This window comes from Flavobacterium sp. Leaf359 (assembly GCF_001423985.1).
GTDB lineage: Bacteria > Bacteroidota > Bacteroidia > Flavobacteriales > Flavobacteriaceae > Flavobacterium > Flavobacterium lindanitolerans.
This window is the reverse complement of sequence record NZ_LMPW01000012.1, coordinates 140,436-154,194: the sequence shown is the minus strand read 5'-3', so window position 1 is coordinate 154,194 and position 13,759 is coordinate 140,436. Positions and strand designations below refer to the sequence as shown.

Genomic DNA, 13,759 nt, shown 5'->3' with positions numbered 1-13,759 from the left:
TGCAAAGCTACCTAACTATACTTAATTTTGCAACTATAAAATATATAGTATAAAAAATCAGAACAGATATGAACTTCTTGGACCTTGCAAAAAGCAGATACACTACAAAAAGCTACAATCCGAATAAAAGGATTTCAGAAGAAACCATTACAGAACTAAAAGAGATTTTAAGCCTGAGCCCTTCTTCTATTAACAGCCAGCCCTGGAAATTTATTTTTATTTCCGATGAGAAACTAAAAAGCGAACTGGCCGGCGTTTCTTATTTTAACCAGCAAAAAATCAATGACGCAAGCCACCTGGTTGTTTTCAGCGTCATTGATGACATTCAGTTATTTGAAAATCAAATCAGGCAAAATTTACCTGAAGGTTCGGTAAATTATTACAACCAATTTCTAAAGCCAAAACCGGAATCTGAAATCAAATCGTGGCTGGAACATCAGGTTTATTTGTCGCTCGGGTTTTTCCTTTCGGCTTGTGCGAGTATGGATATTGACAGCTCACCTATGGAAGGCATAAAAAATGAAGAATACGACAAAATTTTGCAATTAGATGGCTATAAATCGTTATTTGCTGTTGCCATAGGTTACAGAAATCCGGAAGATTTCAACCAGCCTTCGGTTAAAGCCAAGTCGCGTTTATCGCTGGAACAGACAATACAATCTTTTTAACCTATTCACAGAATCCGGAGCGGAAAAATAAACAAAGCCATTATTACTTTTCAATCAAAAAGTCGGTACCGTAGTATCGGCTTTTTTTGTATTTCAAATTATGGAGTTGCACAGGGAAATAAGCCGTTGGAAAACGCAAAAGTTGACCCAAGAGTGGAATTACTTTCGATAACTTTTCGATTGGCAGACGCCGAAGAATTTAAAAGCACCTATTTTGAAAGCTACGTAGAGGATATAAATACCTATTTGTTACACCTAATTATAGGAATGAAAATGTAGATTATCAGCCCAATTATAAATATTTCAGCATACCGCAATAACCATTATAGCTCAGCCACCATGCCTATTTTATTGTATTTGTTTTTATATTCCAATGGCGACAAACCTGTAATTTTCCGAAACACCTCGCGAAAAGCCTTTACATCAGCATAACCAACCTCATACATTACTTCATTGATTGTTTTTCTGGAAGTTTCGAGTTCTTTTTTTGCCGATTCGATTTTTACTCTTTGCAGGTATTCAACCGGCGTATTGCCCGTTGCTTTTATAAATCTGCGGTCAAAATTTCTTCGACCAACAGTAAATTTCTTCGAGAGTTCTTCTATCGATATTTTCTCTGTGAAGTTCTTTTCAATATATTCCTGTGCTTTTACAACCACTTCATCACCATGTGTTTTCTGCCCGTTAAAAATCACAAAGTCGGATTGCGCCTGCCTGTCAATATCGATTTGAAAAACCTTGGAACAATAAATGGCTGTTTGCCTGTCATAATATTTTTCAACCAGATAGATAATAAGATTCAGGAATGAATAACCGCCGCCGTTGGTGTAAATGCCCTGTTCATCTGTAATGAGTTTTTCAGCTTTCAGGTTTACCTTCGGAAACAACTGTTTAAAATTCGCAGCGGCATTCCAATGAATGGAACAGCTTTTCTTGTCTAACAGACCTGTCGAAGCCAAAATATAGGCTCCAGTGCACATGCTCGCTACCTCAGCTCCTTTTTTGTACTGCTCCAATATCCAATCCACCAGAAGAACATTTCCTCCTTCTACTTTTTTAAAAGCAGCCAGTATTGCAGGAATAATAATCAGGTCTGTTTTGGGAATGGAATTTATTCCTTTTTGTGGCATAACGGTAAGCAAACCATTTACAAAATTGGATTGTTCTGAAACACCCGCCATTTCAATAGTAAATACCGGGTCTTTATGTTGCCGGATATAATAATTATTGGCCTCCGTAAAAATATGATAGGCACCAATAATACACGACAGCGTGTTGGGTCCGGCCTGTGTATCGGGCACTAATATGGTAAGGTGTTTCATAAGACAAGATTTAAAACCATTTCATTTTATAACTCCATAGTTACTACAAAGTTAAAAAAGCATTTTGTCCAAATCAACCTCTTATAAAGTCTATTTCACACCCTATACAGGTAGTTTCTTGTCAATACCTTTGATTAGAGAATAAAAACAACAATCAAAATAGCAAACAAATCATGAAACAAGAAGATTTTACAACCTCATTTACCGTGGACGCTACGCCGCGAAAAGTATTTGATGCCATCAACAATGTACGCGGATGGTGGTCCGAAAACATAGAAGGCCCAACAGACAAACTTAACGGCGAGTTTTCTTATCATTATATGGATGTGCACCGTTGCAGGATAAGAGTAACGGAAATGCAGCCCGATACTAAAATAGTCTGGCATGTACTTGACAACCATTTTAAGTTTACCAAAGACAAAAGCGAATGGAAAGATACTTATGTGATTTTTGAAATTACTGAAAAAAATGGCCGGACGGAGATGAAATTCACACATCAGGGGTTAGTTCCAACCTATGAATGTTATCAGGTATGCCAAGATGCATGGACCTACTACATACAGGAAAGCCTGAAAATGCTTGTCGAAACTGGCAAAGGTCAGCCAACACCAAAAGAAACGGAATCGGCAGCCGTAACCAAACAAAACAACAACCCATCCGATACAAAAAGCATCTACCACAAATTACTGATTAAATCGCCTTTGGAAAAAGTATATCAGGCGCTAACCACACAGGAAGGATTAGCCGGATGGTGGACACCGGACACTACTGCAAAACCCGAAGTGGGCAGTATTTTGAGATTTGGATTTGGTCCGGAGTATTTCAAACAAATGGAAGTTTTAGAGTTAAAACCGTACAGCTTTATAAAATGGAAGTGTATCAAAGCTTTTGAAGACTGGATTGGCACCACGCTCACTTTTGAATTGGAAGCCCATCAAAAAGGATGCACTCTATTGTTTCATCATGACGGTTGGGAAGCCTATACACCGGAAATGGCGTCGTGCAGTTTTGATTGGGCACTTTTCTTTAGAAGCCTGAAGTTTCTTTGCGAAACCGGCAAAGGATTTCCTTATCCCGATTTTGATAAATAATCTGACGGTTTTGCAACGGGTAATTCTTTTCACGCAAAGGCGCAGAGTCGCAAAGCAATTAGTATAAAAATAGGAACGGCGGAGTATTCACTTCCGCCGTTCCTATTTTTCCAAAAAGATATTTTTATAATTAAGCAGATGTTTTCTTACCGAATATTTTTTTTACTACAGTTACCAAAACAACTACTATAATTCCAACAACCAGACCAATACCAAATTCTTTAACTATTGAAGGTATGGAAGGAAATAATTCATGCAGGAAATGTATGTTATGCACAAAAATACCTCCGGCTACCAAAATTAGGGCTACAGTACCTACTACTGCCAATCCTTTTATAATCAAAGGCAATGATTTCACCAGCAATGTCCCTATTAAAAACAGAAACGATTTTTCTTTTGAACGCCTAATCAAATTGTAACCTGCATCGTCCATACGGACAATCAGTGTCACAATACCATAAACACCCACCGTGGCTATGAGTGCCACGGCTGAAACCGTAATTATCTGTACCGTCAAGGGTTCTGTTAATACGCTTCCCAAAGCAATGATTACGATTTCGACCGAAAGTATAAAATCTGTGGTGATAGCCGACCTGACTTTTGTTTTTTCCGCATCCCTATCATTTTGAACTTCTTCAACTGCAGGCGCATCATGACCGGCCGTTTTTCGGTGAAAAAGATATTCAACAATTTTCTCTACTCCTTCATAGGCCAGAAAAGCTCCACCAAACATCAGGATAATTATAATAGCCAGCGGAAGAAAGGCATTTAACAGCAAAGCTATAGGCACAATAATTACCTTATTAAGCAACGAACCTTTAGTAATTGCCCAAAGAACAGGGATTTCTCTGGAAGCCAAAAAACCGGTTGCCTTTTCTGCATTCACTGCCAAATCATCACCTAAAATTCCCGCGGTTTTCTTGGTTGCTAACTTTGTAGTCATCGCTACATCATCCATGAGTAGCGCAATATCATCTAAAACGGCAAAAATACCTGAAGCCATATTTTTTTTAATTATTCAGGTCGCAAATTAGACAATCGGCAGGTGTCCTACAATAGCCGCAACAATTTTAATTGAATAAAATTAAGTGGGAAAGTCGAAAGGTTAATAAGGTTGGAAAGTTGGAAGTCGAAAGATAAAAGACTATTCGGAATGTTTTTCAATATTCATTATTCATTATCCACTATTAACTATACACTATCAACTATTCACTATTCGGGCGAGTTCTTGAACAATACCAAATAGAAAACGAAGACAGTTAAAATGACACAACCGGCAATATAAATAATCAAGGTCAGGCCAAACGCAAAGAATAAATTGGCTACAGAAAAACCAGTTGCTAAAAAAACTTGCAAAACGGCAGTATTTTGGCTTAAAAGGAAATATTTTACAACAATTTAACATTATTTAAATCTTTTTTCCTACGTTTGTAATCCCAAATCTAATATTAATTATGAATAAAACTACCTTATTAGGAGTGTTATGCCTATTCGTTATGGGCATAACCCAAGGTCAGGTTGTGTCTGAGAACAAGTCCCCACTTGAAAAAGCACAGCACTATCTTAAAGAAAAAGGAGAAGTAGTCTTTACTTTCCAGGCTCAATCCAAAGAACAATTTAAAGAACTGGCGCGTTTCTTGTCAATCAGCCACAAGAGAGTCGACCAAAACGAATTGAAAGTGGAGGCATATGCCAATCCGGAGCAATTCGAAAAATTTCAGACGTATGGCATTCCATATGAAGTCAGCGTTTCCGAAAATGAATTTATTGCGGACGAATATCTTGCTTATGGCACTTCGGCCTGGGATGACACATGGAATGCATATCCAAAATATTCCGAGTATGTAGCCAAAATGCAATATTGGGCAAACACCTATCCCAATTTATGTAAACTTCAGAGCATTGGCACCACCCCAAACGGAAGGACACTCTATGTATTAAAAATTTCCGACAACGCACAAGTTGATGAAGCCGAACCGGAATTTCTATACACTTCTTCCATGCACGGAGATGAAATTACCGGATATCCAACCATGTTACGTCTTATTGATTATTTGCTGACAGGCTATACTACAAACAGCGAAATCAGCGATATTGTCAACAATACCGAAATCTTTATCTGTCCGTTGGCCAATCCTGACGGTTCTTATAAAACTGCCGGAAACGACACTATGAATTCAACGGGAAATACGGCAACACGTGCCAATTCTGCCGGAGTCGACCTCAATAGAAACTATCCTGACCCAATTGACGGGCTTCACCCTGACGGTTATGCTTACCAACCGGAAACGCTTGCTTTTATGGAGTTTGAGAAAACAAGAAATTTTGTACTGGCAGCCAATTATCACGGTGGTGCTGAAGTAGTGAACTTCCCATGGGATACATCAACTACGCCAAGCACTTCCAATTTCAGCATCCACCCGCACGACAATTATTTCAAGTTTGTTTCCAAAGAATATGCACAGCTTTGCCAAACCGCAGACGGAAATGCCAACTATATGGACGATGTTTACAACACAGGCCAATTTGCAGGAACCACAAACGGTGCTGCGTGGTATTCAGTTTATGGAGGAAGACAGGATTGGAACAATTTCTTTAACCATAACAAAGAAATGACCATTGAGATTTCGGCAACAAAATTCCCGTCTGCAGCCAACCTTCCATTCTATTGGCAAAGAAACAGACAGGCGCTTCTTAACTATATGAAACAAGCCAACTATGGCCTCAAAGGAACTGTTAAAAACAGTACTGGTGAAGCTATTGATGCCAAAGTATACATCAACGGCACTGACCTGATGGGTTCGTGGGTAAAAACAGGGCCGCTGGGAGATTATTACAAAGTAATGATTGAAGGAACATACAACGTAATTTTTGAAGCTCCGGGTTATATCAGCCAGACACAAAGTGTTACTGTTTCTAATAATGCAGCCACAGTATTAAACGTAACAATGGTGCCAAGCACAACCATTCCAACGGCAAACGACAAAACCATCTGCGAAGGACAGACTGCTGCATTAACGGCAACCGGAACAGGAACTATCAGATGGTATGCAGACAATACAACCAGCACAGTACTTGCTACGGGCACTTCATATACCACTCCGGCATTAAGCGCAAATAAATCATATTTTGTTGAACGTGAAACTCCTCAAACGGTAGGTCCTGCAACAGTTTCAGGAGGCAGTGCCGTAAACAATACAAATTCCAGAAACAAGTACATGATTTTCAGCGCTACGGCTCCATCAAAACTGAAAACAGTCACAATCAATACAAGTGCAGCCGGAGAAATTCTGGTAGAACTTCAAAATAGCACCGGAACAATGTTAGAATCCAAAATGGTAAAACTGACAGCCTCCGGAACTCAGGAAATCGACCTGAATTTCTTTGTGCCTGCCGAAAATAATATGAGATTGGTTTTAAGACAAATTTCCGGATTCAATATTTATGCTGCTAATTCCGGAATCACCTATCCTTATAGCAACGGAATAGTATCAATTACTGCCAACAGCGGAACCGGAACATTCCTGCCTTTCTTTAACTGGAAATTCCAAACCTTCAAGAGTGTCAGAGACGAAGTTATCGTAACTGTAAAACCAAATCCTGCCATTACTACGATTACTCCAAATACAAAAGTGAGAGGCGAAGCAGGCTTTACGCTAACCGTAAACGGAACCAATTTTGTTAACGGCGAATCTATAATTAACTGGAATGGTACAAACAAGACTACAACTTTTGTAAGTTCAACCCAACTGACTGCATCAATTTCTGCTTCAGACATTGCTACAAGCGGTACGGTAGAAGTCAAAGTATTCAATACATGCAATAACTTTTCCTCAACGGCAGCCAACTTTACGATTACGGCTCCAACGTCAACAACATGGAACGGAAGCAGCTGGTCAAACGGAGCTCCAACCGCAAGTCTTGACGCTATTATCAACGGAAATTACGCTTCGGGTACTAACGGTTCATTTACAACCAAGAGTCTTACCCTGAACTCCGGTTATACACTAACTGTAAATACAGGAAGCAGCATCACCATCAGCGACGCTATCGTAAATAATGCAGGAGCAGCAAATTTCATTGTAGAAAGCAACGCCAACCTGATACAGACAAACAATGCCGTAAATACCGGCCTGATTACAGTAAAAAGAAACAGCGCTCCGTTATACCGTTTTGACTATACTTTATGGTCTTCACCCGTGAGTGGTCAGAACCTTCGTAATTTCTCACCTGCTACATTAACAAATCGTTTTTACGTCTATAATCCTACATCAGGAAACAATGGGAACTATGAAGCCATTTTTCCTGCACAAAATGAAGGAACTTATACATTTGCACAGGCAAAAGGATACCTGATCAGGGTTCCGGACAATTATGTTTCTTATGTAAATTCATCCATTCCGGGAGTGTCTTATAATGGTGTTTTTGTAGGAGTTCCTTACAATGGCAGCTTTAGCTTTCCGCTTTCCAATGCCAACAACGGATTCAACCTTGTAGGAAATCCTTATCCTTCGGCTATCTCAATTTCAGGACTATTTTCTTCTAATTCCAATGCTATTGACGGAACTGTCTGGTTCTGGAGAAAAAGAAATGGCGTTGCCGGAAGTGGTTATGCTACAACAACAGGACTGGGCATCACCAGCGCACAGCCGGAAGTAGCAGGTATGAATCCAAACGGAATCATCAGCAGCGGACAAGGATTTTTCGTGAAAGTGAAAAACGGTGCTACTCAGTCATCTTTAAATTTCAACAACAGTATCCGTTCGGCCGGTACAAATGGTGTATTTTTCAGAAATGGCAATACCAATTCAGACGAACCTGAAAAGCACAGAATATGGTTAAACCTGTCTAACGAAACAGATATCATTGGCCAGACCTTGCTCGGATATATGGCCGGTGCTACAGAAAATGTTGATTATGGCATTGATGGAAAATATTTCAACGACAGCCCAATTGCCCTGACTTCTTATATTGACAATTCAGAATATGCAATTCAGGGAAGAAGCCTGCCATTTTCTACAAATGACGTGGTTCCTTTGAGCTTTAAAACCAACGTTTCGGGCAGCTACAGCATTTCTATCGACCATCTTGACGGACTTTTTGAAGCAAACCAGGATGTTTTCTTAAAAGACAATCAGACCGGACAAATCCATAACCTAAAAATAGCGGCTTATAATTTTGTAACAGAATCCGGAAATTTCACCAACCGATTCGAGATTGTGTACAGAGCTGCACTGGGTATGGAAACCCCAACAATCAACTCCAACAGCATTGTCGTTTACAAGAAAAACGAAATGCTTTACATTGATGCCGGAAATTATATGATGGAGAAAATTGAGATTTATGATGTAAGCGGAAGACTTATTTATTCGAGGTCAGAAGTTGATGATACGAAAACCGTAATCTCAAACCTTTCCGTTGCCAATCAGGTATTACTGGTAAAAATCGTCACATCAGAAAACGGAACTGCTACCAAAAAGATTGTTTACTAATTAATAAAAGAAAACATGAAAGATATAGCTCTGAAATTCTCTGTCCTGATTTTCTTCTTATTTAATTCGTTGTCGGTACTGGCTCAAAATCCAGAAGAAGTTCCTGAAGAAGTAGACGGTCCTAGTGCTCCTATTAGTGACCATCTTTGGCTTCTCGCGTTAATTGGATTGGTCTATATTTTCTTTAAATACAGTCCGAAAACGGTGAAAGCAAAATCATAATATCTTAAAAAGAGTCTGTCGTAATATCAAATTTGCGAAAATGAGACTTCTTAAAATGTAAAACCCTATTAATTAAAGGCTTGCAAGTTCCAGTATTTGCAAGCCTTTGTATTTTTTACACTATATTTTTGCTAATTTTTGTTAAAATTTAAAAAAACTTTTTTATATTTGAATACCCAAATCTAGTATTAATCTTTAAAATCTATAAAATAGCCAAGTTGCTAACCCCTGCAACTTTCATACATTAAGACCCCAGTCTATTTTATCGTAATTTATCATTATCTAAACCCCATAAGATCATGAAAAAAACCTACCTACTAGGCTGTAAGCTGACGCTTACACTATTCCTTGTATTGCTTACTTCCGTAAGCTATTCACAAAACCAGACTTATACAACTTCAGGAACTTTTACCGTTCCCGTTGGCGTTACCAGCATCACTGTTGAAGCATGGGGCGGCGGCGGAAAAGGAGGAACAAGAACCAGCAACGGCGGAGCCGGCGGAGGTGGTGGAGGCGCTTATGTCAGAAGCGTAATGACCGTGACTCCCGGAACTACTTATACTGTAACTGTAGGCGCCGGAAGTACTTCTACTGCTGCCGGAGGCGATTCGTGGTTTGGCTCAAATACAACCCTGCTTGCCAAAGGAGGCGAAAGCGTTGCAAACAATACAACAGGCGGAGGCAACGGAGGTGCTGCCGCTGCAAGTATAGGCGATTTTAAACGTTCCGGCGGTGATGGTGCCGATGGGTCTTCCTTAATAACCATATATGGCGGAGGTGGGGGTTCGTCTGCAGGAAATGCTCTTGCAGGAACCAACGGTACTACTTTTAACGGCGGGGCAGCTCCAGCCGGCGGTGGTAATGGAGGTAACGGAGTCAACTCAAGCACTAACAATGGAAATGGTGCTAACGGTACTGTTCCTGGCGGTGGTGGCGGTGGCGGAAAAAGGACCAGCGGTTCTACTACCCGAAATGGAGGTAACGGAGCTGGCGGACAGGTCGTGGTTAGCTATACGTTGCCAAACGGACCGGGAGGAATTACAGCCGCACTGCAATTATGGCTACGCGCTGACCTTGTAAACGGAACTAGCTCTGTAGCAGATAATACGAATGTTTCTTCCTGGCAAACACAAGCTATGGGAAGCAACGCTTCAGTATATACATCCGGACAAGAGCCAAAATTCAAAAACAACCCGACAGATAACGTCAATTTCAACGCTGTTGTTGACTTTAAAAATGTTTCTACAGAAGCTTCCAGCAGCTATAATTATGGGCTTGCGGGTCAGCAATATTTGGTAGGAAATTCAGGATATTATACGCAAGACCAGTTTATTGTTGTCATTCCAAACGTTACTGTAAACAGCTCTTTTGGAAGTATGGATATTCTCTGTTCCGATGCTGATACATCAACCCAGGAAAATGACGGAACCGGAATTGGTTTTGGAGCCTATTCACAGCGTTTTAACAACGAGGTTCTTTCCTATGCCTATGGCACTTCATCCGGTTTAGGAAACGGATACGGTGTTGCTGAAACAAGCACAACAAAAACTTATACAAACGTTGGGATAATCAATACCCGAAACAATGCAGGAGCTACTGCCCAGGAACTTTTCTATAATGGTGTAAGTGTTGTAAATACAACTTCCACCGGAACATTTACCAACCTATCCAACGGAAAATACTGGATTGGACGAAGTGAAGGATGGAAAGCCACTCTTGATGGAAGAGTTGCCGAAATAATTACCTTTAGCTCCCGTAAAAACGATGCCAGTGAAAGAATCCGGATTGAAAGTTATCTGGCTATCAAATACGGCATCACTATGGGCGTAAACGGTATGTCACAAAACTATACCAATTCTGATGGTACGGTGATCTGGAATGCGACTTCGAATGCAGGTTTCAACTGGAATATAGCCGGAATTGGACGTGATGACCTTTCAAAATTAAACCAAAAACAATCCAGAAGTGTTAACTTGGCTACAGACGTTGCCATTGGATTAGGAGAAATAGCAGCGACCAACACGCAAAACGCAACAACTTTTACAACAAACAAAGACTACCTGGTTTGGGGATGCAATAACGGTACTTTTGCATCATCAGGCACAACCACAAACGTAAATCTTGGGGGACTTACGACTTCTTTTACGGCCGGAAACAGAAAATGGAAAATTGTTGAAACCGGAACAGATGTGGGCCAGGTAGTAGTATCACTTCCAAAATCTTCGCTGACTTCTAATTTCACAAAAACGGCTACACAGGAATATGTACTGATTGTTTCCTCAACAAGCGCTTTCGGAAGCAATGATATAGTTGATATTATCCCGTTGACAGATACCGGCAGCAATTATGAGGTATGGTATGATTTCGACGGTACTAAATTTTTCAGCTTTGGAGTTTCCAACCAATTTGACAACAAATACAGACTTGACAACCAAACCGGAGATTTTGTACTGGGAGAAAAAAACATTAACCTCAACTCCGGTTTTACCGTATCAGGTTGGGTTAGACACACCAGCGGAGGCGGAACTGTTTTGGCAAAAAGCGGTGCCTACCAGTTCTATATCAACGGCTCCAATAAATTCGTAGGAAACTGGAATGGCGGAGATAGAATTACAAGTACAACTTCTGTCAATAACGGAAAATGGCATTATGTAGCCGTTGCTTTCAACAGTGGCACTGCCAGCCTTTATATTGACGGCGTGTTGGATGCTACCGCAACAGGTCAGCCAACTCCTGTGTCTAATACAGCTAATTTTTCTATTGGTGCAATGTGGTCCAACAAATCAGCAATCTCCAGTGTATTTTCAGGTGATATCGATGAAATCAGGATTTGGAACAGCGCTTTGACAGCTGCTCAGATTCGTTATATCATGAATCAGGAAATTGAAAAAAATGGTACGAATACGTATGGAAAAGCCATTCCTAACACCATTACCAAAAACGATATTGCAAGCATTCCGTGGAATAATCTTCAGGCTTATTATGACCTGAATACTTTTTACGGTACATCCATAAAAGACAAATCCGATAATAATCGTTGGGCAAGAATCAAATACCTTACAGTAGACAAGAATATTGTAGCTACACAAACGGCTCCACTTCCTTATGTTTCTGCAACAGACGGAGCATGGGCAACCACAACAACCTGGACGAACGGTAATGTACAGGAACTTCCTAATAATGTTTCCATAGTGAATGCCGGCATTCCGGTAGATTGGAATATTGTACAGACATCACACAATGTTACTTCCGTAGGCAATAAAACCTTATTGGGACTCAATGTTAGCAGCAATACATTAAGCGCCCAAAACGACACTAAGATAGAGGTATCTCATTACCTAAAAGTAAACGGAAAAATTGACCTTGTAGGAAAATCACAGCTGATACAGACATTAAACAGTGACCTTGACCCTACCAGTTCAGGAACTCTGGAAAGAGACCAACAAGGCACCAGCAATAAATACAATTACAATTACTGGTGTTCGCCGGTGAGTACTCAAAATGCGACGACAAATAATATCGGATATACCATAAATGGTGTATTGAGAGATGGTACAACAAGCACACCACAAACCATTATGTGGACCTCCGGTACTGACGGAGCTCCGGGTTCGCCTATCACTTTGAGCAGTAAATGGCTTTATAAATTCCAAAGCGCCTCAAACAATTATGCCAACTGGATTTATGTAGGCCATACCGGAGGATTACTGGCCGCACAGGGCTTCACAATGAAAGGAAGCGGAGCTGCTACTCCAACACAGAACTATACTTTTGTGGGCAAGCCTAACAATGGAAGAATCCAGTACAACATAGGTCCAAACTTACTGAACCTGACCGGAAATCCATATCCATCCGCGCTGGATGCCACTGCATTTATTAATGACAACCTGGCTACTACAACCGGAACACTCTATTTTTGGGACCATTTTGGCGGTGAAACCCATGTATTGTTATCCTATTTAGGAGGTTATGCGGCAAGAAATCTCATTGGCGGTGTTGTAGCGATGTCACAGCCGGAACTTCAGGATGTAGGTCCGGGTACCAAAATCCCGAACAGATATATACCTGTTGGACAAGGATTCTTTGTAACTTCAAGTAACATTGGTGGCGATATGGTGTTTAACAACAACCAAAGACAATTCGTTAAGGAAGATAATGCCAGTTCAAACCTGATGTTTAGAAACCAGGCGGGCACTATTCCAAATGCCAGTCATTTTGAAAAAAATTCGGAAGATTTGGAAGAAGAACAGGATGATTTCATCAAAATACGATTAGGATACAATTCCAGAAACAATTACCACAGACAGGTTCTTTTAGGTTTTATGAACGAACTTGCCAGCAGTGAAATTGAACCGGGCTATGATGCCATCCACATTGACAATCAGGTTAACGACATGTATTTTGTCCATAACGGCACTAAACTGGTCATTCAGGGTGACGGTTATTTTGATGTCAACAATATCTATCCTGTAGCAGTAAAAGCAGACGTGGCAGGAAATGTAAAATTCATGCTTGACAAAGTAGAAAATCTGGACGAAAACCAGGGTATTTATATTTTTGACAACATGACCGGAATCTATCACAACATCAGGAACAATGCCTTTGAAATCAATCTTGATGCGGGATTGCACGACCGAAGATTTTCGCTACGATTCTCACCACGTGAAAACTTAGGGATTGAAAACCCGACCCTGGAACAAGGAGTTGATATTGCCTTTACAAGCAACAACAATACGTTACACATCAAAAACAAATTATTGGATACTACGGTAACTTCAGTTACTGCATATACAATATTAGGTCAAAGCCTTACCACATGGAATGTGGAAAATCAAACACAGCAAAACATCCAGGTTCCGGTTTCAGGTTTAAGCGCCGGAGCTTATATTGTCAAAATAATCACTACAGATGGTGAGCTAAGCAAAAAAATCATCGTAAAATAATTATAATAATGGGGATTATAA

At 40.3% G+C, this 13,759-nt stretch carries 7 protein-coding genes; 5 read left to right on the top strand and 2 right to left on the bottom strand.

Annotation, left to right across the window (positions count from 1 at the left end; all coding sequences use genetic code 11):
- Positions 1-68: 68 nt before the first annotated feature.
- Positions 69-668, top strand: coding sequence for a nitroreductase family protein (locus ASG38_RS08980; protein WP_056069447.1), 600 nt, complete (start codon positions 69-71; stop codon positions 666-668).
- Between the two features lie 323 nt (positions 669-991).
- Here ASG38_RS08980 and ASG38_RS08975 read toward each other — a convergent pair whose 3' ends face one another.
- Positions 992-1,990: a GlxA family transcriptional regulator gene (locus ASG38_RS08975; protein ID WP_056069445.1), complete on the bottom strand. Its 999-nt coding sequence runs from the start codon at positions 1,988-1,990 to the stop codon at positions 992-994.
- 173 nt (positions 1,991-2,163) lie between these two features.
- Between ASG38_RS08975 and ASG38_RS08970 the strand changes: the two genes are divergently transcribed.
- Positions 2,164-3,081, top strand: a complete 918-nt coding sequence (locus ASG38_RS08970) for an SRPBCC domain-containing protein (RefSeq protein WP_056069442.1) — start codon at positions 2,164-2,166, stop codon at positions 3,079-3,081.
- A gap of 130 nt (positions 3,082-3,211) precedes the next feature.
- On the opposite strand, the gene ASG38_RS08965 is transcribed toward ASG38_RS08970, so the two are convergent.
- Positions 3,212-4,084, bottom strand: coding sequence for a DUF808 domain-containing protein (locus tag ASG38_RS08965; RefSeq protein ID WP_056069438.1), 873 nt, complete (start codon positions 4,082-4,084; stop codon positions 3,212-3,214).
- 451 nt (positions 4,085-4,535) lie between these two features.
- Here ASG38_RS08965 and ASG38_RS08960 point away from each other — a divergent pair, with 451 nt between their 5' ends.
- From ASG38_RS08960 to ASG38_RS08950, 3 genes are all read left to right on the top strand, one after another.
- Positions 4,536-8,573 carry a M14 family zinc carboxypeptidase gene (locus ASG38_RS08960; RefSeq protein ID WP_056069435.1) on the top strand — a complete coding sequence of 1,346 codons (4,038 nt, stop codon included), beginning with the start codon at positions 4,536-4,538 and terminating at the stop codon, positions 8,571-8,573.
- A 15-nt stretch (positions 8,574-8,588) separates the two neighbouring features.
- Positions 8,589-8,795: a hypothetical protein gene (locus tag ASG38_RS08955; RefSeq protein WP_056069432.1), complete on the top strand. Its 207-nt coding sequence runs from the start codon at positions 8,589-8,591 to the stop codon at positions 8,793-8,795.
- A 299-nt stretch (positions 8,796-9,094) separates the two neighbouring features.
- On the top strand, positions 9,095-13,738 hold the full coding sequence (locus ASG38_RS08950; protein WP_056069429.1) for a LamG-like jellyroll fold domain-containing protein: 4,644 nt from the start codon (positions 9,095-9,097) through the stop codon (positions 13,736-13,738).
- The last annotated feature ends 21 nt before the right edge of the window (positions 13,739-13,759 follow it).